The sequence below is a fragment of the Xanthomonas sp. LMC-A-07 genome, assembly GCF_030208825.1.
GTDB classification, from domain to species: domain Bacteria; phylum Pseudomonadota; class Gammaproteobacteria; order Xanthomonadales; family Xanthomonadaceae; genus Xanthomonas; species Xanthomonas campestris.
The window spans coordinates 732887-757620 of the sequence record NZ_JARVTF010000005.1 but is presented as its reverse complement, the minus strand read 5'-3'; the positions used below and the strand labels follow the sequence as shown (position 1 = coordinate 757620).

The window sequence follows — 24734 nt, the reverse complement described above, 5'->3', positions numbered from 1 at the left end:
CACGAAAGCGGCGCGTGGGGCTGGCAGCTGCCTGCTTCCCTCCGGGAGGGGGGCCACTTCCTTCTCCCCTCGGGAGAAGGTGGCGCGTAGCGCCGGATGAGGGTGCGAGGAAGCGCGCAGTGTTGGGGCGCGGCTTGGTTTGGTCGGGTGGAGGCTTATGCGCCTCCTACCTGAGCTCATGGCTGAGCTTTCTCAGATGGCGGTCTGCCGTCGTACCCTCACCCCAACCCCTCTCCCGGAGGGAGAGGGGTTTTGATTCCTTCTCCCCTCGGGAGAAGGTGGCGCGTAGCGCCGGATGAGGGTACGAGGCTGCGCGCGTTGTTGTGGCGCGCAGGTGGGTTGGCGCGAGTGAAGGCTTACATGCTCTCCACCTGAGCTCATGGCTGAGCTTTCGCAGATGGCGGTCTGCCGCCGTACCCTCACCCCAACCCCCGCTCCGCGCCCCGGCCCGCGCTTGCGGCGCGGGCGCTCCAAGGCACGCGCGCCCATGGCGCGTAAGCCGTGCCTTCTCGCCCCGGAGGGAGAGGGGCCCACTCCCTTCTCCCCTACGGGAGAAGGTGGCGCGTAGCGCCGGATGAGGGTGCGCCTCGGTGGATTGCCAACGCCTGCCCTGACCAGCGCGTCGCCACGCGCCGTCACAAGTGAATCGCCAGCGCTTTGCTTGGCGTCCCTCCCCAGGCTTTGACCTCCCTCAATCTTCCGGCGGTTGGCAGGAGTCGCGCACGATCAGGTGCGGGCGCACGCTGGCGGTGGGCAGCTGCGGGGCGTTGTCGGGCTGGATCAGCATGGCGGCGGCGGTGCGGCCGGTGTCGCGGGTGTGGCGGCGCACCGAAGTCAGCGGCGGCCACAGGCGCGAGGCCAGCGAGCTGTCGTCATAACCGATCACCGACAGCTGGCGCGGGATGTTGATGCCGGCGCGCAGGGCCACCTTGTAGATACCGGCGGCCATTTCGTCGTTACCGGTGAAGATGGCGGTGGGGCGCTTTTTGCCCAGCAGCAGCTTTTCGGCCGCGGCCACGCCCGATTCGAAGGTATAGCCGGCTTCCACGATGCGCTCGGGCGGCAGTTCGATGCCACGCCGGGTCAAGGCGTCGGCAAAGCCGGCGGTGCGCTCGATCGAGGAGCGATAGGCGCTGGGGCCGGTGACCAGGGCGATGTCGCGGTGGCCGAGCGAGAGCAGGTAGTCGGCCGCCTCGGCCGCGCCGTCGCGGTCGTGGGTGATCACCGTCTGCGAGGTGGTGTCCAGCGCGATCGAGGCGATGCGGGTGTAGCGGCAACCGATCTCGGCCAGCATGTCGGCCAGCGCCTGGTCCTCGGAGGCACGCGGCACCAGGATCACCCCGTGCAGCTTCTGCGCCTGGGCAAACCGACGCACGCCTTCGATATAGCCCGGGCTGCGGCTGTCGCAAGGGTGCACCACCAGCTCGAAGCTGGAGCCACGCAAGGCGTCCAGCGCGCCGTATTGCATGTCCACGATGTACTGCGCGGTGGGGTTGTCGTAGACCATGCCGATCAGGAACGAGCGCCGGAACGCCAGCCCGCGGGCGAGCGGGTCGGGCGCGTAGCCCACCTCGCGCATCAGCGCCTCGACCTTCTCGCGGGTGTCCTGCCGCACCAGCGGCGAGTTGTTGATGATCCGCGAGACGGTCTTCTTGGACACGCCCGACATCCGCGCGATGTCGTTGATCGTTGCTACCTTGCCCTTCGGCAGGCCGGGCATTCCCTCTTCGGGATTCTTGCGGGCGGGCATAGCGGTCAACCGTTCGAGTTGATTGGATTCTACCGGCCAGCGGGCCAGCAGGCCCTAGCGGAGCCTGCCGATGTCCCGTTTCGCACCCTGTGGCGGGCTGCGGCCAGTGGCGCCGCGGCATGCCTGGCAATGCAGAACGGTCAGTCCAGAGCGCGGTAGCGGAAGTTGCGGAACTCCACCTGGCCCTGTCCGGCGGCGTACAACGCCGGTTTCAGTGCCAGGAACTTGCCGGCCACGTTGTGGTGGTAGCCGGACACTTCCATCTGCACCGGGTACTTGGTCCACCTGGTGCCGTCGGTGCTGGTGTGGATGGTGACGATGTGGCGGTTGTTGGTGACGCGCAGCCACAGCGCGCCGCCCTTGCTGCTGGGCGGCAGCTTGGCCGGGCGTTCTTCGCCGTAGCGGTGCATGACGAAGTTTTCGCCATTGCTGCCCACCCCGGCGTAGAGCTTGTCGCTGTAGAACAGCAGCGCCCCGCCCTGCCCGCCCGGTGCCACGGTCATCTGCACCTCGAACTGGTAGGCCTGGTCGGTGGCGATCACCGTCAGCGGCGAGGCATCGCGCGGCGCGCTGCCCTTGCCCTGCAGGCGCAGCACGCCATCGCCCACCTGCAGGCGCTTGGCTTCATCGGCGGCCGGGTTGAAGAACGACCACTGCGGCCCGAGCGTTGCGGCGCGGAAGTCGTCCGACAATGCCAGGCCGTGCGGCAGGGCCTGGCCGCTGGGCTTCTTCAACGGCGTACCCAGGTCGCCGCCCTTGGCCACGAACCAGCCATCGGGCGTCCACTCGATGGGGTCGAGCAAGGCCTGCCGGCCCAGCGTCCAGAAGCCGTGCTCGTAGCCGTGGTAGAGCATCCACCAGCGCTGGTCGGTGCCTTCCACCAGGGTGGCGTGGCCACGCGACCACCACGGCTCGTCGGCGCTCTTGGTACGGGTGATCGGGTTGTTGGGTGCGTTCTGCCAGGGGCCGTGGATCGAGCGCGAGCGCGCGGTGATCACCATGTGCCCGGTCGGCGGGCCGGCGGTGCCGCCCACCGCGGTGGTCATGTAGTACCAGCCGTTATGGCGGGTGATCTTGGGGCCTTCCTGGGCATAGCCTTCCACGTCCCAGCTTTCCGGGTATTTCCAGCCGTCGTAGACGTGCTTGGGCGTGCCGACCACCTTCAGGCCGTCGTCGGACAGCTGCACATAGTCGCCGCCACTCAGAAACAGGTAGCGCTTGCCGTCCTCGCCCACTGCGTGGCCGGGGTCGATGTACTTGCCCAGACCGATGTCGATCGGCTTGCTCCACGGGCCCTTGATGTCATCGGCCCACACCACGAAGTTGCTGCGCTCGCCCTGGTCGCCACGCCGCGCCGGGAAATAGATGTAGTAGCGCTTGCCGTGCTTGATCAGGTCCGGTGCCCAGATCGCGCCGACGTTCTGGGTGATGGCATGGCCCAGCGGCTGCCAGTTGACCAGATCGCGCGAATGCCAGATCGGCAGGCCCGGGTAGGCGTCGAACGAAGACAGCGTGAGGTAGTAGTCCTGGCCGTCCTTGAGCACCGACGGGTCGGGATGGTCGCCGGCCAAGACCGGGTTGAGGAAGGTGCCATTGCCTTGATCGGCGATGCGCTGGTGCTCGATGCCGCGCTTCCAGTCGGCGGCGGTGGCCAGGCTGGCGCACAGCAGCAGCCCGGTGGTCAGCCAACGCAGGGCCAGGGGGGTGGTTCGAAACCGCATGCTCTCTCCTTGTCCCCGGTGTGCGGGGCGATGCAGCGGCCGGCATCTGGAGCGCCGGCCGCTGGATGAAGGCGGGAGACTCCCGCCGGCACTGGCGCTTACGCGCGCAGTGCCCTGGGCAACCAGAGCGACAGCTCCGGGAAGAACGCCACGATCAGCAACACGCACAACGCCGCCAGCCAGAACGGCCAGATGGTGCGCATGCTTTGGGCCACGGTGATTTCGCCGATCGAGGTACCAATGAACAACACCGAGCCGATCGGCGGAGTGATCAAGCCGATACCGCCGGCCAGCACCATCACCAGACCGAAGTGGATCGGGTCGATGCCGTAGGCCTTGACCACCGGCAGGAAGATCGGCGTGCAGATCAGGATCTTCGGTGCCAGGTCCATGAACATGCCCAGCAGCAGCAGCATCACCACGATCATCAGCAGCACGGTGTTCTTGCTGTCGGCAATGGCCTGCAGGAACTTCACCGCCGCCGCCGGCACTTGCAGGTACGCAAGCAACCAGCCGAATACTGCCGCGGTGGCGATCACGAACAGGATCACGCCGGTGGTGCGCGCGGCGTGCGTCACCGCCGCGAAGAACTCGGCCCAGCGCAACTGCCGATACAGCAATGCGGTGACGATCAACGCATACACCACGGCGATGGCCGCACTCTCCACCGCGGTGAAGATGCCGGCGCGGATACCGATGAAGATCAACGCCACCAGGCCCAGGCCCGGCAGTGCGCCGAACAGGCGCAAGGCCACCGCACGCCAGCCCGGGAACGGCTCGGTGCCATAGCCGCGATGGCGCGCCACCGCATAGCCAGTGACCATCATGGCGGCGGTCATCAGCAACGCAGGCACGATGCCGGCTGCGAACAGATCGGCGATCGACAAGCCACCGCCGGCCGCGGCCGAGAACAGGATCAGGTTGTGCGAAGGCGGCACCAGCAACGCCACCAGCGCGGCGGTCATGCTCACGTTCACCGCGTAATCGCGGTCGTAGCCGCGCTTGATCATCTGCGGAATCATCGTGCCGCCAACCGCCGAGACATCGGCAATCGCCGAGCCCGACACGCCGCCGAAGAACAGCGACGACAGCACGCTGACCTGGCCCAGGCCACCGCGCACACGCCCCACCAGCGATGACGCCAGCGCAATCAGGCGTTCGGAAATGCCACCACGCAGCATCAGCTCGCCGGCGAAGATAAACAACGGAATCGCGATCAACGACGCCGAGCCGCTACCGGCGGAAATCTGCTGCACCAGCACCACCGTAGGCAGGTCCAGATACAGCAACGTGGCCAGTGCGGCCGCGCCCAGGGCGTAGGCCACCGGCACGCCGATCAGCAGCAGCACCACAAAGGTTCCCAACAACATGGCGATGCCCATCAGCGCACTCCTCCGGTGTGGATCGGGCGCAGCACACGCCACAACTTGTACAAGGCAAACACCACCATCAGCGCACCGCCAATGGACAGCGGCAGGTAGTTGATGCTCTGCGGCATCTGCGCGCCGGCCATCTTGATGTCCAGCCCGTCCAGCAACAGGACCGCACTCCACCAGGCCAGCACCGCGCCGATGGCGATGATCATCACCGGGCGAATCACGTCGAACACGCGGCGCACCAGCGGCGGCATGTGTTCGCCGAGCAGATAGAAGCCGAAATGGCGGTTGGTATGCACCCCGGCGGCGGCGGCCAGGCTCAGCGCGGTGCTGAGCAACAGCAGCGTTACCGGCTCGGTCCAGCTGGGCGAGTCGTTGAGCACGTAGCGGGTGAACACCTGCCAGCCCTGCACGACCACCAGGCCAAGCAGCGCAATGGCTGCCACGCCGATGGCGAAGTTGGAAACGCGGTCCAGCGCGCGCTGCAATGGCGCGACCGGCACGTTGACGGATGCGGGTTCGGTCATCGGGTCACCTCTATGCAAAATCGCGGATGCGGCGGTACAGCGCTTCGATCTCCGGCTGGCGCCGGTACTCGGCCAGCAGCGGCGCGGCGGCGGCGCGGAACGCCGGCATGTCGACCTGATTGAGCTTGACGCCGTAATCGATCACCTGCTGCCGCGCGGTGGCCTCGGAGGCATCCCACAGCGTGCGCATCACCGGTACCGACGCACGCGCCAGTTCCACCACCAGGCCACGATCGGCCGGGCTCAGCGATTCGAAGCTCTTGCGCGACATCACCAGGATGTCCGGCGCATACGAATGCTCGCTCTGCGACCAGTAGCGCGCCGCTTCGAAATGGCGGCTGGACTGGAAGCTGCGCATGTTGTTTTCCGCACCGTCGATCATGTGCGTTTCCATCGCCGAGAACGTCTCGCCCAGCGACATCGGCGTGGGGTTGGCGCCCAGCATGCGCATCAGCTTGAGGAAGATGTCCGAAGAGGCCACGCGCAACTTCAGGCCCTTGAGATCTTCCGGGCGGTGCAGCGGATGCTTGGTGTTGTAGAAGCAGCGCGCGCCGGAATCGTAGATGGCCAGGCCGACCAGATCGCGCTGTTCGAAGCTGCGCAATACGCTGTCACCGACATGGCCGTCGATGGCGCGGCGCAGATGCGGCACCGAGTCGAACACGTATGGCAGGCACAGTGCCTGGGTCAGCGGAAAGGTGTTGTTCAACGCACCGGAGTAGACGCGGGTGATGTCGATGGCGCCGAAGCGCGCCATGTCGATCGCCTCGGACTCGCGGCCCAGCTGGCCGGAGTGGTACTGGCGCAGCTTCAGCCGGCCATTGGTGCGTGCTTCGAGCTGCTTGCCGAACCAGCGCACCGCTTCCACGGTGGGGTAGTCGCCCACGTGCACGTCGGTGGCGGTGAGCAGCTGCCCGCCGGGAATCGGTGTGGTGGCACCGGCGCCCAGCCAGGGACTGGCGGCGGCGGCGCCGAGCCCGGCACCGAGGAAATGTCTGCGAGTGATCATTGGCGCCCTCCCAAGCGTCTGGTCACTGCATCCGCGTTATTTAGCGGACACAGCCGTACAGGAAATGTCGCCGAAGCCGGCAAAGCGAATCAGGGCGCGCTGTCCCACTTCGATATCATGGATACCGGTGGCATTGCCCGTGGCGATGAGATCACCGCGCTTGAGCGGGCGCCCGCGCTGAGCCGAACGGCTGAGCGCAAAAGCGTAGGCCGCACGCAACCCGCCGGGCAGCGTGGTGGCGCCGCCCGTGCCTACCACCTGGTCGTCGATCAGGGTCTGCGCGGTCAGCGAGGCCTCGTCGCGGCCCAGCCAGTCGGTGATTTCCGGCCCCAGGATCAGCCCGTTGTTATTGCCGAAATCCGAGACCACCACGCGCGGGCCCAGCTTGTTGATGGTGGCCAGCGGGCTGCTGGCGATCTCCACGCCAATGAACAATGTGGCCGGCACCTGGGCGGCCTGCTCCGGGGTGAAGCGGGTCTGCTCGGCCGGGGCATCGGCGTCGAGCATCAGCACGTACTCCGCTTCCACCGCGCCAAAGCCGCCTTGGTAGATCGGGAATTCGGTTGTACCACCGGTGGCATTCCACAGCTTGTTGGCGAAGATCGGCCCCAGCAGGCGCTCGTCGCCGGAGTGGTCGCGGCGCTCGGCGGCGATATAGCCCACCTTCCAGCCGACCACCTGGTCGTCCCACTGGCTGATGGCGATGTCCTGCACCTGGTAGGCAGTCACCAGATCGTCGGGGATTTCTCCTGGAAAGTCGGGCAGCGACGCGCCTGCACGGCGGGCCTCCACGAAGCGCTGGGCAATCTTGGACAGCGTGGACGTGGACGAAGGCGGGGTGGCGGCGTCGTTGCTCAAGGGTGTCTCCCTGATGGATGTTTTGTTGCACTGCCAATCGACAGCGGCACGGTGTGCTGTATATGGTAAACCGGTGTCATTGGCAATGTGCAGTGCGGCAAACATGTGCACTGCAGCGAAGCAAACCCTGGGAGGGGTCTATGCAATACACCGATCGCAGGCACGCCCGGCGTGCCGTTTCCGTTGTCGTACAAGGCTGCCGGGGCATGCTACTCAGCCTAGCCTTGCTCAGCGCAGGCGCCGCCGCCGCGGCCCCCGACGAGCGCCCCAGTGCGGACAGCGCCGCCGAGCAGGCCAGCCGTATTCCGTTGTGGCCGGCCGGAATGGCACCGGGGGACACCGCGCTGCCGCAACCGCAGCGCATCGTGGAGCGCAGCAGCGATGCGGCCGTGCCGGACCGCTACATCCAGTCGATCAGCGCGCCGTACATGGTGGTGTACCGCCCTGCCCGGCCTAACGGCACCGCGCTGCTGGTCACGCCCGGCGGCGGCTACCAGCGCATCGTGCTGGACAACGAAGGCACCTCGCTGGTGTCGGGGTTTGTTGACCGGGCAGGCATCACCCTGTTCGTGCTGCGTTACCGCCTGCCCGGCGAGGGCCACCCCAACGGCGCCGACGTGCCGCTGGCCGACGCACAGCGCGCGCTCCGGCTGATCCGCGCCAATGCCGCGCGCTATGGCATCGATGCGCAGCGCGTTGGCGTGATGGGCTTCTCGGCCGGCGGGCATGTGGCGGCCAGCCTGGGCACCCGCTATGCCGCGCAGGTGTATCCGGCGGTGGACCGCGCCGACACGCTGAGCGCACGCCCGGATTTCCAGCTCTTGATCTACCCGGTGATCGACATGGACGCCGCCAACGCGCACATGGGCTCGCGCGAACGCCTGCTCGGCAACGCGCCCAGCGACGCCAAGCTGCGCGCGTATTCGCCGCAATGGCACGTGGATGCACGCACGCCGCCCACCTTCCTGCTGCATGCCCAGGACGACACCGTTGTTTCGGTACGCAACAGCCTACTCATGCACGATGCACTGCTGCGCGCCGGCGTGCCGAGCGAGCTGCATGTGTTCCCGCAGGGCGGCCATGGCTTCGGCACCCGCGGCACCACCGGCCTGACGCTGGCCGCGTGGCCGCAGCTGGCCCAGGCCTGGATCCAGCAGGTCAGCGCACCTGCCGCGCCGCAGGATGCGCCGCGGTGACGCGCGCCACCGGCGTTGATCCGCGCCGCCGCCTGCTGGTGTGTGGCGGCCTGCTGGCCGGCGCTGCCGCCGCAGTGCCCGGTCTGAGCGCCGCCGCCGCACCGGCACCGCCGCGCGACACCAGCACACCGGTGGCACGCGTGCGCAGCGGCCAGGTGCGCGGTGTGCGCAGCCAGGGCATCTGCGTGTTCAAGGGCATTCCGTATGGGGGCGACACCGGGCCACGGCGCTTTCAGGCCCCGGTGCTGGAAACGCCGTGGGACGGCATCCGCGACGCCACTGCCTACGGTGCGGCCGCGCCGCAGCCCAAGGCCAGCGAACCCACCAGCGAAGACTGCCTGTTCCTCAACGTGTGGACGCCGGCGCTGCGCGATGGTGGCAAGCGGCCGATCCTGGTCTACATCCACGGCGGCGGCTATACCACCGGCTCCGGCAGCGACCCGCTGTACGACGGTACCCGTCTGTGCACGCGCGGCGATGTGGTGGTGATCACCGTCAATCACCGCCTCAATGTGTTCGGGTATCTGTACCTGGCGCAGCTCGGCGACGCGACGTTTGCCGACTCCGGCAATGCCGGCCAGCTCGACCTGATCCAGGCCTTGCAGTGGGTGCGCGCGCATGCAGCGGAATTTGGCGGCGATGCGGGCAATGTCACCGTGTTCGGCCAGTCCGGCGGCGGTGCCAAGATCGCCACACTGATGGCGATGCCGGCCGCACGCGGGCTGTTCCACCGTGCCTGGACCATGAGCGGCCAGCAGGTCACCGCCGCCGGCCCGCGTGCGGCCACCCAGCGCGCGCAGCTGTTGCTGGATGCGCTGAAACTTGCACCCGACACGCTGGCGCGCATTCGCACCCTGCCGGCGGCACAGCTGCTGGCCGCCGCGCAGGTGCGCGACCCCTCGCGGGTGGAAAACAGCGCGCTGTATCTGGGTCCGGTGCTGGACGCACGCGCGTTACCGGTGCATCCGTTCTGGCCGACCGCACCGGTGCAGTCGGCGCGCATCCCGATGGTGATCGGCAATACACGCGATGAAACGCGTGCGTTTCTGGGCAACGATGCAGGCAACTTCGCGCTGACCTGGGACACGTTGCCGGCCAAGCTGGAAGCCCAGCAGTACGTGGACCTGCTGCCGCAGGTGGTGATTGCGCACTACCGCCGGCTGTATCCGCATTACACGCCGTCGCAAGTGTTTTTCGCGGCCACCACGGCGGGGCGTTCCTGGCGCGGCGCCATCGAAGAAGCCGAGGCACGCGCACGCCAGGGCGCACCGACCTGGGCATATCAACTCGACTGGGGCTCGCCACTGGACGGCGGCAAGTTCGGCGCCTTCCACACGCTGGATATTCCGCTGGTCTTCGACACCATTGCCCAGCCGGGATCGCGTACCGGCGATAGCCCCGCCGCGCAGCAGATGGCCGACCAGATGAGCACGGCCCTGCTCGCGTTCGCACGTCACGGCGACCCCAATCATCGCAGCCTGCCGCGCTGGAAACAGTACTCGCTGGAGCGCCGCGAGACGCTGCTGTTCGATGTGCCCAGCCAACTGGCGAACGACCCGCGCGGCGGCGAGCGGGAGCTGTATCAGCAAGCCCCCTTCATTCAACGCGGCACGTTCTGACCGCCCTGCTCTACGGTGATCCATGCGTATGTTTTCTTTCGCGGTGTTGACGCTATTGGCCATGTGCATGGCGTTGTCGGCGCAGGCGGCCGCTGCAGCAGTGGTGCAGGATCCCACCGTGCCCGTGCCCGTGCCCGCGACATCCACCACGCCGTTGGCCGCCAGCAAGATCGTGCTGGTGGGCGATTCCACCACCGCCGTACAAGGTGGCTGGGGCCCGAGTTTCTGCGCGCAGCATGTCACCTCGTTTCTGAGCTGCCTCAACCTGGCACGCGGTGGCCGCAGCACGTCCAACTACCGCGCCGAAGGCTCGTGGGAGATCGCGCTGAAGGAACTGCGCAGCGGCGGCTATCGGCAGGTGGTGGTGCTGATTCAGTTCGGCCATAACGATCAACCCGGCAAGCCGGGGCGCTCGACCGATCTGGCCACCGAATTCCCGGCCAACCTGCGTCGCTACGTCAACGAAGCGCGTGCGGCCGGAGCGCTGCCGGTGCTGGTGACGCCGCTGACGCGGCGGCAATTCGAACGCGGTCAGTTGATCGACGACCTGGCGCCGTGGGCAGCGGCCACGCGTGCGGTGGCGCGTGAGCTGCAGGTGCCACTCATCGACCTGCACGCGCGCAGCCGGGCGCTGGTGCAAGGCATGGGCCCGGTGCTGGCAATGCGGCTGGCGCAGCGCCCGGCAGAGCCGGCGCAACTGGTTGCCGCGCAATCGGGCACCACCATCGGCAAGACGCCGGCGCAGACGGCTGCGCCCTCCTCGGCGCCTGCGGCAGTGGCGAAGCCCACCACCACCGCTGCCACCGCGCAGGACAACGCCAGCGCAGAACCGATGGGCCAGGCCAAGCTCGCGTTCGACTACACGCATCTCGGCGCCGATGGTGCGGACCTGTTTGCGGCGATCGTGGCCGATGAGTTGGCGCAGCATGTGCCTGCGTTGCGGCCGTTGTTGATTCCGTGATGTTCTGCGTTATTGCTGCTGTAGTGCAACAGCTCACTGCAGATGGGCGCGCTGCCACGACTGCGGGCATGTCGCTTGAAGTTCGGTTGCTCCTTGCCGTGCTGCGACGACCTCGTCAGCACTGCAATGGAGACAGCGCGCTACATCTAACAGCGCGCCGCTAACCTTCTCCAAACCACCTCGCAGCAGCAGCGCGGTCAGATCACCCAGCCGCCGGCACCGGCGCATCCGCTTCGATCACCTGCGCGCGCTTGAGGTCTTCCCAGAGCGCGGCAGGAATCGCCACCCGCATCGAGGCCGCGTTGGCCTGCGCCTGTTCGGCCGTGCGTGCGCCGGGAATCACTGCCGACACCACCTCCGGTGCGGCAGCAAACTGCAGCGACACCGTGCGCAGATCCACGCCGTGTTTGTCGCAGATCGCCAGGGCCTTCTGGCGTTTGGCCGGCGCCCACTCCGGCACCGTGCCTTCGTACAGATAGCGGTCGCGCCCGGCCAGATAGCCGGCCAGCAGCGGCGCGCCCACCACCACCGACGCGCCGTGCCTGGCGATCTTCGGGAAGGTGTCATGCAAGGCCTGCGCGTGGTCGAGCAACGAGTACTGGCAGGCCAGCAAGAAGATATCCGGGTCGGCTTCTTCGATTGCACGCAAGGCCGGTTCCGGGCGATTGACGCCAAAGCCCCAGGCCTTGATCAGGCCCTCCTTGCGCATCCTGGTCAGCTCCGGCATCGCGCCCTTGGCCGCCTCGGCAAAGCGCTGTTCCCAGGGCATGCCGAGGTCTTTTTCGTTCTCCGGCGAGAGATCGTGGATGTACACGATGTCGATCTGCGACACCCCCAGCCGTTGCAGGCTGTCTTCGATCGAGCGGCGCACGCCGGCGGCGCTGTAGTCGTAGCGGTAATCGAACGGCGACGGTTGCTGCCACATGGTCTTCGGTGGCTTGTCGGTCGCGGTCAGCAAGCGCCCCACCTTGGTCGAGAGCACGTAGCTATCGGCGGCATGGTTATGCAGATGATGGCCGGTGCGGCGTTCGGACAGGCCCAGCCCGTACCACGGCGAGGTATCGAAATAGCGCACGCCCGAGTCCCACACCGCCGCCAGCGTCTGCTCGCTTTGCGCATCGGTGGCAGGGGCAAACCCATTGCCGATCGCAACGCCGCCAAAGCCCAGCCGCGTGGTCGGCCGATAACGTGCGCCCTTGGCTGGAGCGCTAGTTTGCACGGCAGAGGCCGCCGTGCGGCCGCGCGTGGGCATCACGCTTCCGGGTGCGGACGACTGTGCCAGCAATGGCGATGCGGCCAGCGCCGTGGTGCCGGCCGCGGCAGCAGACAGGAATTGGCGACGTGTATTCATGCTGATGTCCTCGCAACGAATCAGCGCACGAGGATGGGCGCGCCGGTGTGCAGGCCAGGTCATCGTTGCCGTGATTGCTGCGCGTGTGCGGCCACGCGCGTGGTGCACGTCACACACGCGGCAACTGCGTCAGCGCACGTCCAGCACGCATAGCTCCGCACGCGGTGCGCCATCGCCCAGCCACAACGTGCCCACGCTGATCGGCAGGCTGAAGCGGCGGCGCCCGGCACTGCCGGGATTGACGTACAGCACGCCAGCGCGCGTGTGCACCAGCGGCTTGTGCGAATGCCCGCTGACAATGACATCGGCCTGCACATCAGGCGCCAGCGTTTTCAGATCGTGCAGCATGTGGATGCGCACGCCGGCGATCACCAGATCGCGCGTGGGTGGCAGCGCGGCCGCCCAGGGCGCGATATCGATATTGCCGGCAATCGCATGCAGAGGCGCCAGCGCGGCCAGTGCCTGCAGAATCTCTGGCGCACCCACATCGCCGGCATGCAGGATCGCACTGCATCCCTGCAGTGCGGCCACCGCTTCGGGCCGCAACAGACCGTGCGTGTCGGAAATCAAACCAATGCGTTGGACAGCGGGCATCGTGATAAGGCAAGCGTTGCAAACAATGCCGCACAGCATGCGCCCTGCGGCGTCCAGCGGGTGTCAGTGTTCAACGCGATGACTGTTGCCGTTGACTGCTGCGACCCCATCCAATGGCACTACAGCCGTTGGCGAAGTCGCAAAGGCCGCACGCTGCACGACGCCACGGCCATCACCATGCCCACACACTGTTCGGGTCGCCCTGCGCGCCACGCCGCTTGCTGGCGCGCGCCAGTTGCCAGTAACTCCATGCCATGACCAGGGCGACCACGTCGACGGTCAGCACCAGGGTGTCGTGCCAGGGCAGCACCGGTCCCGCTGCGGAAAAACAGCTGGCCAGCGGAATTGCAGCGGTCAACGCCGCGCAGGCAAGCAGCACTTCATACGCGCCGCGTGCGGTGGGGCGCAGCGCAGCCCACAGCACGCAAGCGGCGAACACCGCGTAATAGACCACGCGCTCCTGACCCGGCGGCAGCACCCGTGCGGCACTGAACAACGCCGAGATCCCGGCCACGCTGCCCAGACAGACACCGACGGTGAGCCGTGCCATGGCATGGGTGCGACGCGGCTGCGCAAGCTGACGGCGCTTGCGGCGTGTCTCGATCCACAGCAGGTTGCCACTGTAGAACAGGAAGGCGCCGCCCAGGCCGAGCAGGAAATACAGCCACTGCAGCGGCGCATGCCCGAAGTTGCCGAAGTGCAGCCCTTGCAGGCCACGCAGGGCGGCAGTGCCGGCCCGCATCGTGCGCGGCGAGAGCACGCGCAGCACCTTGCCGGTGGCGCCTTCCAATGCCACACCGCCCAACGTGTTGAGCTGGCGCTGATCGTGATGGCCATAGACTTCCACGCGCGCGTTGGCATCGCCTGCGTCGTGGTAACTCACGCTTTCCGGCACGAAGCCGGGGCTGGCGGCGCGCGCCTTCTCCAGCAAGGTCGCCATCGGCAACACCGGCGCTACGCGGTTGGCCGGTGCCACATGCGGGGTGAGTTCGAAGTCCGGCTCCAGGATCTGCAACAACTTGCCGTCGAAGACCAGGAACTGGAACGGCGCCAGCAGCAGCACACCCAGGCACAACACCGCACCGGACCAAGCGAAGATCACATGGAACGGCAGCGACAGCATGCCCACCACATTGTGCGCGTCCTGCCACAGCCGCTTGAGGTTGGCACCGATGCGCAGCGCGAACAGGTCCTTGAAGAACACCGGCGCATACAGCACCACGCCACTGACCAGGGCCAGCCCGTACAGCACGCTCACCACGCCAAACAGATACGTGCCGAAGGTGCGTGGCAAGCCGGCAGTGAAATGCAGGTCGTAGAGAAAATCGGCAAAGCCCACGCGCTGCGGCAGTTCCAGCAGCGCACCGCTGCTGCTGAGCTGATACTGGCGCATGCCACCGCTGGCATCGGCCTGCGGGCCGTACCAATATACCCGTGCCAGCGGCCCATGCTCGCCGGGCAGCAGCACCAGGAACGACTCGGCCACCTGCGGGTGCGCGGCAATCACCGTATCCAGCAAGGTTTGCGCGGCGGCCACCGGGTCCGCCGGTACGGCCTGCGTGGCAGGCGGCGTGGTCTGCCAGTTGCTCAATGCGTGCGTAAACACGGTGATGGCACCGGCATAGAACGCGATGAACAAGGCCATGCCCGCCAGCAGACCCATCCAGCTGTGCACGGACAGAAACGCGCGCAAGGTTGCAGCCTTCATGCAATCACCTCGACCCAGCCCAGCGCCTTGATCGCTGCCAGCGCGAGATAGCACAGCACGGTCACCCCGCCCAACCACAGCCAGGCGCGCGCAGCGCTGCGAAACACGAACGGCAAGGCCATGGCGCCAATCCACACCGGGAACATCAGCAACAGCCAGGCCAGCGTATAGCTACGCTGCGGGCCGGGCAGCACCACCGCGCACAGGCCAACCACGCCCACTGCCAGCGGCAACCCGAGCAGCACCGCCGCCACCCATCTACTCCACATGGCGCACCTGCCGGCGTTGCGTGCGTGCCTGTTGCCAGGCGTCCAGAAATGGCAGGGCCACCGCGGCCAGCATCGCTGCCGTCAGTGCCGAGAAGACGCCGGCCCAGGTGCCTGATGCGGTAATGGCGCAGGCAACCGCCAGCACCAGCAGCACGCTGGCGCCTGCACGCAGCACGCGCGCGCGCGGGCGACCGCGCAGCCACAGGCGCTGATGCGCGGTGGCGAGATGAAAACCGCACGCCGCAGCGCCCGCGCACAACAGGTAAAGGCACGTCATCAGGCTATGCATGTGCGCGGCCTTGCAGTCCACCGCAGACGCGACTACGCACATGCGCCGCAGTGCCATGCCGTGCAGCCGAAGTCTCGACACCGCGCTGGCGCCGTTGCCTGCCAGCGCGCGGGATCGGCAACGCCCGCAGCAGTTCGCCGCCGCACCCACATAGGCACCCACGCGCTGGCCAATCGGCTCCACGCGCCCACCCACACCGAGTTCGACCCACCCTTTGTAAAACGCGCACGCACAGCTCTCCCGCGAAGACGGTCGACAAGAGGCATGGCGGCGGCTGTGCCCGGCAGCCCTCCCAGGGCTGCCTGTTCAACGATGACCAGCACGACTACCTCCAACGGAGGCGTGGCCGGTGTCACCCACTAAGAGCGGCTAACAAAACGTAGCGACCAGTCGTCAGGTGGGTGCGGACGGCGCGGAGGCGGAGTGTGCGTGGGTACATGCCGATTCCGAGCACCGGCCGCGCCCGCCTGGCGGCTGCGCAGTCGTGTTGATAGCTGCTCTAAGGCGCGCAATCTAGCAGCTGCCACCGCGCCCGGCCAGCAGGCCGGGCGCGGTGGCGGTCGATCAGCCCTGCGGGGTCAGCACGATGACGCCCAGCGGCGGCAGCAACAACGGCAGCGACTGCGCGTGGCCATGCATGGACTGCGGTTCGGCAGTCACTGCACCGCCGTTACCCAGGTTGGCACCGCCGTAGATGCCGGCGTCGCTGTTGAACACTTCGCGCCACAGCCCGCCCTGCGGCACCCCGAGGCGATACCCCTGCTGCACCACCGGGGTGTAGTTGATCACCACCAGCACCGGCGCATCGCCGCGTTTGCCCTTGCGCAGGAACGCCACCACGCTGTTGGCCGCGTCATCGCCTACCAGCCACGCGAAGCCCGATGGGTCGTCGTCGTGCGCGTGCAAGGCGGGGTATTGCGCGTACAGGTGGTTGAGGTCGCGCACCAGCGTCTGCACGCCGCGGTGGCGTGCGTCGTCGAGCAGATGCCACGGCAAGCCGGCGTCGTGGTTCCACTCGGTGGGCTGGCCGAACTCGCAGCCCATGAACAGCAACTTGCGCCCCGGATGAGTGAACATGAAACCGAGATAGGCGCGCAGGTTGGCGAAACGCTGCCAGTCGTCACCGGGCATGCGGCCCAGCAACGAGCCCTTTCCGTGCACCACTTCGTCGTGCGAGATCGGCAGCACAAAGCGCTCCGAGTACGCATACACCATGCTGAAAGTCAGCTCGCCATGGTGGTAGCGGCGATAGATCGGGTCCAGCCCGATGTAATGCAGCGTGTCGTGCATCCAGCCCATGTTCCACTTGTAATGGAAGCCCAGGCCGCCATGCGACACATCCGCGGTTACGCCCGGCCAGGCGGTGGATTCTTCGGCAATGGTCACCGCACCCGGCGCGTGCTCGCGCACCACCTCGTTGAGCCGACGCAGGAACGCGATGGTTTCGTAGTTCTCGCGGCCGCCATGGATGTTGGGCACCCACTCACCGGCATTGCGGCTGTAGTCGCGGTAGAGCATCGAGGCCACCGCATCCACGCGCAGGCCATCGACGTGATAGCGCTGCAGGAACTCCAGCGCGCTGGCGATCAGAAAGCCAGACACCTCGCGGCGGCCATGGTTGTAGATCAGCGTATTCCAGTCGCGGTGGAAGCCTTCGCGCGGGTCGGCGTGTTCGTACAGCGCGGTGCCGTCGAAGTGGGCCAGGCCGTGCGCGTCGGTGGGAAAGTGTGCCGGCACCCAGTCCACGATCACGCCGATGCCTTCGCGGTGGCAGCGGTCGACAAAGCGCGCAAAGCCATCCGGGCTGCCGAAGCGCGCGGTGGGCGCGAACAGGCCCAGCGGCTGGTAGCCCCATGAGCCGCCGAACGGATGCTCGGTCACCGGCATCAGCTCCACATGGGTGAAGCCCATGTCGGCCACGTACGGGATCAGGCGATCAGCCAGGCCGTCCCAATCCAGGTCCAGGCCTTCCTCGCGCAGCCAGGAGCCGGCATGGATCTCGTAGATGCTCATCGGTGCGTCGTGCGCCTGGCGGCGCGCACGGGTGGCCATCCAGCCGTCGTCGCTCCACTGGTGCGGCGTGGGGTCGGCCACGATCGAGGCAGTGCCCGGCGCCAATTCGGCGCGGCGTGCCACCGGGTCGGCCTTGGCCGGCAATTCGTGCCCATGCGGGCCACGCAGCTGATATTTGTAGTGCGCGCCGGGGCCCACGTCGGGCACGAACAGCTCCCACACCCCGGCCTGGTGGCGCAGCCGCATCGGGTGCCGGCGCGCGTCCCAGCTATTGAAATCGCCCACCACCGCCACGCGCGAGGCGTTCGGCGCCCACACCGCAAAGCGCGTACCGAGCACGCCGTCCACTTCCACCACATTGGCGCCCAGCGCATCGGCAAGTTGCAGATGGTGGCCTTCGCTGATCAGGTGCAGGTCGAAGTCGCTGAGCAGCGGCCCGAACGCGTACGGGTCTGCGGTGTCCTGGGTGCCGCCCGGCCAGCCGATCCGCAGGCGGTAGCCTCCCTCGGCCGGCAATTCGCCGGCAAACAGACCCGGTTCCGGGCCGGCTTCCAGCGGCACCTCGCGCCCATCGGCCAGCACGGCGGTGACGTGCTCGGCGCCGGGGTGGTAGGTGCGCAGCAGGCGGCCGTTGGTGCTGGGATGTGCGCCCAGCACGTCGAATGCATCGCCGTGCCGCGCTTCGGCCAGGGCGCGGGTCACGCCGGGGTCCCATCGATTCGTCACTGCAGTCATTACTCCACTCATCATGTGTCTCCCGCACCAGCGCGCGCGCGTTGCAGGATGCGTCGCAAGCCCTGGATGGGCACCATCAACCAGCCCGGCCGGTTCGCCGCTTCGTAGCGCACCTCGTAGCAGGCCTTCTCCACCAGGAACAGCAAGGTGGCCGCATTGAACGCCGCCGGCGCGATCCACGGATGCGCGCTGGCGTCGAGCACGGCATGGTAAGCGTCCAGGAACGCTTGCGTGGAGCGGCGGCGGAATTCCACCAGGAAGTCATCCAGGTGCGCATCCACGCCCACGCCGGCACGTGCGGCGGTGCCCTCTTCGCCACGCGCAGACACTTCGCTGGCGTAATCGAGCGAGCGCAGGAAACCGGCCACATCGCGCAACGGGCTGGCCTTGGCGCGGCGTTCGGCCAGCGGCTTGGCGGGCTCGCCTTCGAAGTCGATCAGCACCACGTCGTCGAACGCCACCAGGATCTGGCCCAGGTGGAAGTCGCCATGCACGCGGGTCAGCAGCGATTCGGCCAGCACGCTTGGCGCCCTGGCCAGCAGCGCGTCTAGCTGCGGGCGTTCGGCCAGCACTGATTCCAGCGCCTCGCGTTCGGCCGCATCGTCGGTGGCGCCCAGGCGGGCGTGCACCGTTTCCCACATTTCCTCCACCTGGCGTGCCACGCCGCCCACCACATCGTTGGCGGTAGGCAGGTCGATGCGTTGCGGTGCGAAGTCGGCATCGTCGGTGCTGCGCGAGAGCGCCTCGTGCAGCTCGGCCAGGCGCTTGCCCACCACTGCGGCAAATGCGTCGTAGCCGGCCACCGCTTCGTTGCGGGCTTCATCGGTCTGCGCGGTGGCGTATTCGTCGAAACTGCGCGCCAGGTGATCGAGCGTCCAACGCCAGGCATCGCCCTGGTTGCGGATGAAGCCCTGCAACAGCGCGATGGTGGTAATGGTGCCCTGCGCATCCACCCGGCTCACGCTACCCAGCAGCGGCGCCGCATTGGCGTAGCCCATCTCGGTGAGGCGGCGGCCAATCTCGATTTCCGGATTGGCACCGGTGGCCACATGGCGCAACAGCTTGAACACCGCCTTGTCCGCAACGACCAGCGAGCTGTTGCTCTGTTCGGCCGACAACCAGCGGATCTCCGGGTCGTCCGGAATCTCCAGCGCAGCCAGCGCCGGGGTCGATTCGAAACGCACCTGGCCTTGTTGCGAGGCATCGTCGCCGTCGTGGAAATCCAGCGCCGCATCGTGACGCAGTGCGTCGATCACGCCGCGCACCATCGGCTTGAGCGCAAACGCGTCGGTGAGGTACCCCACCTCGCGGCCCTGGCGCACGCGCGCCAGCGCCAGCTGCTCGGCCAGCGTGCTCGGGTGCTCGCGCTCCCAGACGATGCCCACTGGCAGCATGTAGCACTCGTGGTGGCCGTCTTCCAGCTCCACATCCAGCTCCAGCAGGCTCATCGGCTCATCGCCCGGCAACGGTGTGCGCCGCGAAATGCGCACGCTCTTGAGCGCCTGATCCTTGGCCGAAAACCAGCGCCGTGCCGACAACCACGCCGGCAGGATCTCGCCTTCCAGCGTGGCCAGATGCGGCAGCAGTGCGGCGCTCTCTTCGGTGTCGCTGCGCAGCACCAGCGTGCGGTAATCCGGCAACGGCACCGGGCTGGGCACATGCCAGTCTGGCAGCGTGCCTTCGCTGACCAGCTGGAACGCATAGAAACCAAATGGCGGCACAGTCAGCAGATAGGTCAGCCGGCCGATCGGCGGGAAGCTGCCACCGCCGATGATGTCCACCGGGACGCGGCCTTCGAACTCGGACAGGTCCAGCTCCACCGCCTGCAAGGTGTGCGAGAGGTTGGCCACGCACAGCACGGTTTCGTCCTGATAGCAGCGCAGGTACGCCAGCATGCGGCGGTTGCCCGGGTACAAAAAGCGCAGCGTGCCGCGCCCGAAGGCCTGGTAGCGCTTGCGCACGCTGAGCACGCGGCGGGTCCAGGTCAGCAGCGAATGCTGGTCGCGGATCTGCGCTTCCACATTCACGGCCTGGAAGCCGTACAGCGGGTCCATGACCGGCGGTAGCACCAGCGCGGCGGGGTCGGCACGCGAGAAGCCACCGTTGCGGTCGATCGACCACTGCATCGGGGTGCGCACACCATCGCGGTCGCCCAGATGGATGTTGTCGCCCATGCCGATCTCATCGCCGTAGTACAGCACCGGCGTGCCGGGCATGGTCAGCAGCAACGAGGTCATCAATTCGATGCGGCGGCGGTCGCGCTCCAGCAGCGGCGCCAGGCGGCGGCGGATGCCTAAGTTGATGCGCGCGCGGCGGTCCGAGGCGTAGGTCTGCCACAGGTAATCGCGCTCCGAGTCGGTGACCATTTCCAGCGTCAACTCGTCATGGTTGCGCAGGAAGATCGCCCACTGGCAGGTCTCCGGGATCTCCGGTGTCTGCCGCATGATGTCGGTGATGGGGAAGCGGTCTTCGCGCGCGATCGCCATGTACATGCGCGGCATCAGCGGGAAGTGGAACGCCATGTGGCATTCGTCGGCATTCTGGCCGAAGTATTGCTGGGTGTCTTCCGGCCACATGTTGGCCTCGGCCAGCAGCATGCGGTCCGGGTATTCGGCATCCAGCGTGGCGCGGATCTTGCGCAGGATGGCGTGGGTTTCCGGCAGGTTTTCGTTCGAGGTGCCGGAGCGCTCGATCAAATACGGCACCGCGTCCAGGCGCAGGCCATCCACGCCGCGGTCCAGCCAGAAGCGCATCACTTCCAGCACTGATTCCAGCACCGCCGGGTTGTCGAAGTTGAGATCGGGCTGGTGCGAATAGAATCGATGCCAGAAGTACTGGCCGGCCACCGGGTCCCAGGTCCAGTTGGACTTTTCGGTATCGCAAAAGATGATGCGCGTGCCTTCGTATTCCTGGTCGGTGTCCGACCAGACGTAGAAGTCGCGCTCCGGCGAGCCGGCCGGCGCGTTGCGGGCACGCTGGAACCACGGATGCTGATCGGAGGTGTGGTTGATCACCAACTCGGTGACGATGCGGATGCCGCGCGCATGCGCCTGCGCCACCAGCTGCTCGAAGTCGGCGATGGTGCCGTAGTCCGGATGCACCGCCATGTATTCGGCGATGTCGTAGCCGTCGTCGCGGCGCGGGCTGGGGTAGAACGGCAGCAGCCAGATCGTGTCCACGCCCAGTTCGGCGATGTAGTCGAGCTTGGAAATCAGGCCGGGGAAATCGCCAATGCCATCGTCATTGGAGTCGAAGAACGACTTGACGTGCACCTGGTAGATGATCGCGTCCTTGTACCAAAGCTGGTCAGCAACCACTGCCGATTGTTCTGCGTCAGCCTGAAGGGCTGGAACTGCATTCATGCGACCTCTCCTGCGCGGATGCGCCATAACGCGAACGGCCGCGTCGCCTCTAACCGGATGTGTTGCGTCTTGCCATGCCACGTGAAGCGATGGCCGTCCCACAGGTCTTCCACCGCCACGCTGGCGTGATCGGGCAGGCCCAACTCCCACAGCGGAATTTCAACTTCGGCATCCTGGCCCGCCTGCGGGTCCAGGTTGATCGCCACCAGCACCATGCTGCGGCTGCGCGACAGGTAGCCGGCGTCCAGGAACTTGCCGAAGTACAGCACCTGGTCGTTGTGCGCCTGGTAGAAGCGCGTGCCCAGATGCGACTGCAATTCCGGGTGCATGCGGCGCAGCTGGTTGAAGCGGGTGATCTCATCGACAATATCGCCGGGCGCCCGTTCGGGCCAGGCACGCAGCTGGTATTTCTCCGAGTCCAGATATTCTTCCTTGCCCGGCGCCAGCGGGGTGGCTTCGCACAATTCAAAGCCCTGGTACATGCCCCACAACCCGGAGAGGGTGGTGGCCAGTGCGGCGCGGATCAGGTGCCCGTTGCGCCCACTGGTCTGCAGGAACAATGGATTGATGTCCGGCGTATTGACGAAGAAATGCGGGCGGAAGCACTCGCGCGGTACGCCGTCGTTGAGCTCTTCGATGTACTCGCGCAGCTCGTGCTTGTGGTTGCGCCAGGTGAAGTAGGTGTACGACTGCGAGAAGCCGCACTTGGCCAGGCGGTACATCATCTTTGGCCGGGTGAAGGCTTCGGACAGGAACACCACGTCCGGGCGGCGCCCGCGCACATCGGCAATCAACCATTCCCAGAACGGGAACGGCTTGGTGTGCGGATTGTCCACGCGGAACAGGGTGACTCCTTCGTTGACCCAGAACAGCACCGCATCGCGCAGCGTGTTCCACAGATCCGGCACTGCACCGCTGGCGTAGAAGTCGACGTTGACGATGTCCTGGTATTTCTTCGGCGGGTTCTCCGCGTACGGGATCGAGCCATCTGCGCGCCAAGTGAACCAGTCCTTGTGCTCCTGCAGCCACGGGTGGTCGGGCGCGCACTGGATGGCAAAGTCCAGCGCTACTTCCAGGCCATGCGCGCGAGCTGCCTGGATCAGCCGGCGGAAGCCCTCCAGCCCACCGAGTTCGGCATGCACCTCGGTGTGCCCGCCATCGACTGCACCAATGGCGTACGGGCTGCCGGGTTCGCCGTCCTGCGCGGTGACCGCGTTGTTGCGGCCCTTGCGGTTCTTGGCGCCAATCGGATGGATCGGCGGCATGTACAGCACGTCGAAGTTCATCGCGCGGATATGCGCCAGCCGCCCGATCACATCATCGAAGGTGCCGTGGCGCTGCCCGTCACCACTCTGCGAGCGCGGGAACAGTTCGTACCAGCTGGAGAAATGCGCCGCGCGGCGTTCGGATTCCACCCGGAATGTCACCGGGTATTCGGAGCGGAACGGCTTGTCGTCGGCCAGCGCCATCGCTTGCGCGGTGTCGGGCTCCAGCACGATCGCCAATTGCTGCAACGGCTCGCTCTGCGCGCCGATGCGGGTGAGGATGTCCTGCAACTGGCTGGCCAGCGCGCCGTCGCTGCGTGCATGCGCAGCCTGCACCACCGCCACCGCTTCCTGCACGTCCACCGGCAGCACGGTGCTGGCGGCGCGCTTCTTTTCCAGATCCGCATGCAAGGTAGCGAACACGTCGCGCCACCCTTCCACGCGGAATTCGTAGGTGCCGATGCGCTCGAGCGGGAACTCCGCGCGCCAGCGGTCGTTGCCCAGCGCACGCATCGGCGCACTGGCCCAGGTCTTGGCATCGGCCGGGCGCCACAGCACCGCCACCGCAATGCGGTCATGCCCGTCGCAGAAGGCATCGGCCTCCACGCAGATACGGTCGCCCACGGTGCGCTTGACCGGGAAGCGGCCGTTGTCCACCGATGGCGTCACCGACTCGATGCATACCCGTGGCCACGCCGCCGCCGTCTGCGCACGCGGGCGCATGCGCGGCACTGCCAGCACATGCCGCGCCGGCACACTGCGGTACACACGCACTTCGCCGGGCTCCAGCGCCTCCAGCGTGGAGCCGGAGAGGGTGCGCCCGTCTTCGGCCACCAATGCCTCGGCGTCGCCGAGCAGGCGCAACAGATCCGGTGCCGGTACTGGCACCACATGATCGGGGTCGCCATTGATCAACAAGAGCGAGGGCAGCCCGCCAAGCGGCTCCACCGCCACCGCCGTCAGGCCCGTGCCTTCGCGCAACAGTGGCCGCAGCCGCAGGCCCGCATTGTCTGGCTGCGGGCCATCGGTGGCACGCACGCGCAACGGCAACGACTCCAGCTGATGGTCTTCCAGCACCCAGGCGCCACCGAGTGCGCTCGCCAGCTGCCAATGCTGCGCGCGGCGTGCGGCGCTGCTGCCGTCGGCAGCCTCGACAATCGCCACCACCCGCTTGGCCAGCGCACGCAGCGCGGCGTCTTCATCGAAGAACCAGCTGCCACGGCCATCCCACCAGGCGAGCGAGGAGAACGCCGCATCGAAGCCGGCACCGGCAAGCTGCTGCAGCGCTTCGCTACCCAACCCGGGTGTCCACGCCGCGAAGATCACCTCCGGCGCCTGTGCATGCACACGGGTGATCAGCTCACGCCAGCGCTGTGCGGGGATCTGCTGGGGCTGTAGCAAACGGAAGCCGCCCACGCCCTGGTTGACCCACTCCAGCAAGCGCGCGCTCCACCACTCCACGAGCGCCGCACCTTCCTGCGCATAGGCAAAGCGCGCCTCAGCCACCTCGGGCGTGGCACGCGGCTGGCGCGGATCCGGCACTGCGGTGCTGCGGGCGCGGAACCACTGCGGGTTATCGCGCACCACCGCGCTGGAGCCGCCCACCTCGTCCAGGCGCACATCCAGCAGCAGCTTGACGCCCGCCCGTTGCGCGGCCTGCACGCAGGTCTGCAGCTGCTGCGCCTGGGCATCGCCGGCGTTGGGTTCCACCAGGCGCCCCTGCGCGTCACGCGCAAACGGCGGCGCTACCACCACATAGTCGCAACCGGCTTCACGCGCCGCCACGCAGCGCGCTTCCAGCCTGGATGGGTCGGCAACCGCCGCTTCATTCACTACACACATCCGCATGGCGCGCCCCTTCAGCAGGCAGCGGTGCGCGAACGCACCGCGTTGCAGGGAACGACCTGGCCTACGCAGCGCTTGGCGCCTGCAACGACCCGCCCTGGACGCACCAGGCCCACTCCCGCCGAAACCGGCCCCTGGCCGATCCTGCCTACCGTGACTGCACTCATGCGCAACTCCGCAACGATTCTTGACCCCTACACCTAAACACTCCGCCTGCGAATACCGTGTGTCGGCCGTATTGACGAAAAACAAACAAGCGCGACGGTGGCGGCGTGTGGGGTGGCAA

17 protein-coding genes and 1 other RNA gene are annotated in these 24734 nt (G+C 67.2%); 3 read left to right on the top strand and 15 right to left on the bottom strand.

Annotation, left to right across the window (positions count from 1 at the left end; genetic code table 11):
- Positions 1 to 691: 691 nt before the first annotated feature.
- The 6 genes from QRM89_RS06270 to QRM89_RS06245 all read right to left on the bottom strand — a co-directional run bounded on the left by QRM89_RS06270 (position 692) and on the right by QRM89_RS06245 (position 7241).
- On the bottom strand, positions 692 to 1750 hold the full coding sequence (locus tag QRM89_RS06270) for a LacI family DNA-binding transcriptional regulator (protein WP_014509500.1): 1059 nt from the start codon (positions 1748 to 1750) through the stop codon (positions 692 to 694).
- Positions 1751 to 1890: 140 nt separating this feature from the next.
- Entirely contained in the window at positions 1891 to 3471 is a 1581-nt protein-coding gene (locus QRM89_RS06265; RefSeq protein ID WP_285447540.1) for a family 43 glycosylhydrolase, read from the bottom strand.
- A gap of 98 nt (positions 3472 to 3569) precedes the next feature.
- Positions 3570 to 4853: a TRAP transporter large permease gene (locus QRM89_RS06260; RefSeq protein ID WP_005989684.1), complete on the bottom strand. Its 1284-nt coding sequence runs from the start codon at positions 4851 to 4853 to the stop codon at positions 3570 to 3572.
- Positions 4853 to 5374, bottom strand: a complete 522-nt coding sequence (locus QRM89_RS06255) for a TRAP transporter small permease (RefSeq protein ID WP_161960236.1) — start codon at positions 5372 to 5374, stop codon at positions 4853 to 4855. Before QRM89_RS06255 ends, QRM89_RS06260 begins: the two co-directional genes overlap by 1 nt.
- Before the next feature lie 10 nt (positions 5375 to 5384).
- A complete protein-coding gene (locus QRM89_RS06250) occupies positions 5385 to 6383 on the bottom strand; it encodes a TRAP transporter substrate-binding protein (protein WP_011035404.1) in 999 nt (332 codons plus the stop codon).
- A gap of 36 nt (positions 6384 to 6419) precedes the next feature.
- Positions 6420 to 7241, bottom strand: a complete 822-nt coding sequence (locus QRM89_RS06245; protein ID WP_285447539.1) for a 2-keto-4-pentenoate hydratase — start codon at positions 7239 to 7241, stop codon at positions 6420 to 6422.
- A 140-nt stretch (positions 7242 to 7381) separates the two neighbouring features.
- On the opposite strand from QRM89_RS06245, the gene QRM89_RS06240 reads away from it, so the two are divergent.
- From QRM89_RS06240 to QRM89_RS06230, 3 genes are read left to right on the top strand one after another with little or no spacing between them, the layout of a single operon-like run.
- The gene (locus QRM89_RS06240; protein WP_285447538.1) at positions 7382 to 8437 is read left to right on the top strand and encodes an alpha/beta hydrolase; all 1056 of its coding nucleotides are present in this window, start codon (positions 7382 to 7384) and stop codon (positions 8435 to 8437) included.
- Positions 8434 to 10056, top strand: a complete 1623-nt coding sequence (locus QRM89_RS06235; RefSeq protein ID WP_285447537.1) for a carboxylesterase/lipase family protein — start codon at positions 8434 to 8436, stop codon at positions 10054 to 10056. Before QRM89_RS06240 ends, QRM89_RS06235 begins: the two co-directional genes overlap by 4 nt.
- Positions 10057 to 10078: 22 nt before the next feature.
- Entirely contained in the window at positions 10079 to 11017 is a 939-nt protein-coding gene (locus tag QRM89_RS06230) for a rhamnogalacturonan acetylesterase (protein ID WP_285447536.1), read from the top strand.
- 202 nt (positions 11018 to 11219) lie between these two features.
- Here QRM89_RS06230 and QRM89_RS06225 read toward each other — a convergent pair whose 3' ends face one another.
- From QRM89_RS06225 to QRM89_RS06185, 9 genes are all read right to left on the bottom strand, one after another.
- Entirely contained in the window at positions 11220 to 12368 is a 1149-nt protein-coding gene (locus QRM89_RS06225; protein WP_285447535.1) for an aldo/keto reductase, read from the bottom strand.
- Between the two features lie 129 nt (positions 12369 to 12497).
- Positions 12498 to 12962 (bottom strand): metallophosphoesterase family protein, encoded by a 465-nt coding sequence (locus QRM89_RS06220; RefSeq protein ID WP_285447534.1) that lies wholly within the window; start codon positions 12960 to 12962, stop codon positions 12498 to 12500.
- A gap of 172 nt (positions 12963 to 13134) precedes the next feature.
- Positions 13135 to 14670, bottom strand: coding sequence for a PepSY-associated TM helix domain-containing protein (locus tag QRM89_RS06215; protein ID WP_285447533.1), 1536 nt, complete (start codon positions 14668 to 14670; stop codon positions 13135 to 13137).
- A complete protein-coding gene (locus tag QRM89_RS06210) occupies positions 14667 to 14939 on the bottom strand; it encodes a hypothetical protein (protein WP_057671043.1) in 273 nt (90 codons plus the stop codon). Before QRM89_RS06210 ends, QRM89_RS06215 begins: the two co-directional genes overlap by 4 nt.
- Positions 14929 to 15270, bottom strand: coding sequence for a hypothetical protein (locus QRM89_RS06205; protein WP_285447562.1), 342 nt, complete (start codon positions 15268 to 15270; stop codon positions 14929 to 14931). Before QRM89_RS06205 ends, QRM89_RS06210 begins: the two co-directional genes overlap by 11 nt.
- A 325-nt stretch (positions 15271 to 15595) precedes the next feature.
- A non-coding RNA gene (locus tag QRM89_RS06200) (sX9 sRNA) lies at positions 15596 to 15667 on the bottom strand.
- A gap of 125 nt (positions 15668 to 15792) precedes the next feature.
- Entirely contained in the window at positions 15793 to 17991 is a 2199-nt protein-coding gene (gene glgB, locus QRM89_RS06195; RefSeq protein ID WP_285447532.1) for a 1,4-alpha-glucan branching protein GlgB, read from the bottom strand.
- On the bottom strand, positions 17988 to 21338 hold the full coding sequence (treS, locus tag QRM89_RS06190; protein WP_076053058.1) for a maltose alpha-D-glucosyltransferase: 3351 nt from the start codon (positions 21336 to 21338) through the stop codon (positions 17988 to 17990). Before treS ends, glgB begins: the two co-directional genes overlap by 4 nt.
- On the bottom strand, positions 21335 to 24451 hold the full coding sequence (locus tag QRM89_RS06185) for a maltotransferase domain-containing protein (protein WP_285447531.1): 3117 nt from the start codon (positions 24449 to 24451) through the stop codon (positions 21335 to 21337). The genes treS and QRM89_RS06185 overlap by 4 nt, the downstream gene beginning before the upstream one ends.
- Positions 24452 to 24734 lie beyond the last annotated feature (283 nt).

Coding starts and splice junctions, on each gene's coding strand:
- QRM89_RS06270 (WP_014509500.1), bottom strand. CDS start 1,750: ATGCCCGCCCGCAAGAATCCCGAAGAGGGAATGCCCGGCCTGCCGAAG.
- QRM89_RS06265 (WP_285447540.1), bottom strand. CDS start 3,471: ATGCGGTTTCGAACCACCCCCCTGGCCCTGCGTTGGCTGACCACCGGG.
- QRM89_RS06260 (WP_005989684.1), bottom strand. CDS start 4,853: ATGGGCATCGCCATGTTGTTGGGAACCTTTGTGGTGCTGCTGCTGATC.
- QRM89_RS06255 (WP_161960236.1), bottom strand. CDS start 5,374: ATGACCGAACCCGCATCCGTCAACGTGCCGGTCGCGCCATTGCAGCGC.
- QRM89_RS06250 (WP_011035404.1), bottom strand. CDS start 6,383: ATGATCACTCGCAGACATTTCCTCGGTGCCGGGCTCGGCGCCGCCGCC.
- QRM89_RS06240 (WP_285447538.1), top strand. CDS start 7,382: ATGCAATACACCGATCGCAGGCACGCCCGGCGTGCCGTTTCCGTTGTC.
- QRM89_RS06230 (WP_285447536.1), top strand. CDS start 10,079: ATGCGTATGTTTTCTTTCGCGGTGTTGACGCTATTGGCCATGTGCATG.
- QRM89_RS06225 (WP_285447535.1), bottom strand. CDS start 12,368: ATGAATACACGTCGCCAATTCCTGTCTGCTGCCGCGGCCGGCACCACG.
- QRM89_RS06220 (WP_285447534.1), bottom strand. CDS start 12,962: ATGCCCGCTGTCCAACGCATTGGTTTGATTTCCGACACGCACGGTCTG.
- QRM89_RS06215 (WP_285447533.1), bottom strand. CDS start 14,670: ATGAAGGCTGCAACCTTGCGCGCGTTTCTGTCCGTGCACAGCTGGATG.
- QRM89_RS06210 (WP_057671043.1), bottom strand. CDS start 14,939: ATGTGGAGTAGATGGGTGGCGGCGGTGCTGCTCGGGTTGCCGCTGGCA.
- QRM89_RS06205 (WP_285447562.1), bottom strand. CDS start 15,270: ATGTGCGTAGTCGCGTCTGCGGTGGACTGCAAGGCCGCGCACATGCAT.
- glgB (WP_285447532.1), bottom strand. CDS start 17,991: ATGATGAGTGGAGTAATGACTGCAGTGACGAATCGATGGGACCCCGGC.
- treS (WP_076053058.1), bottom strand. CDS start 21,338: ATGAATGCAGTTCCAGCCCTTCAGGCTGACGCAGAACAATCGGCAGTG.
- QRM89_RS06185 (WP_285447531.1), bottom strand. CDS start 24,451: ATGCGGATGTGTGTAGTGAATGAAGCGGCGGTTGCCGACCCATCCAGG.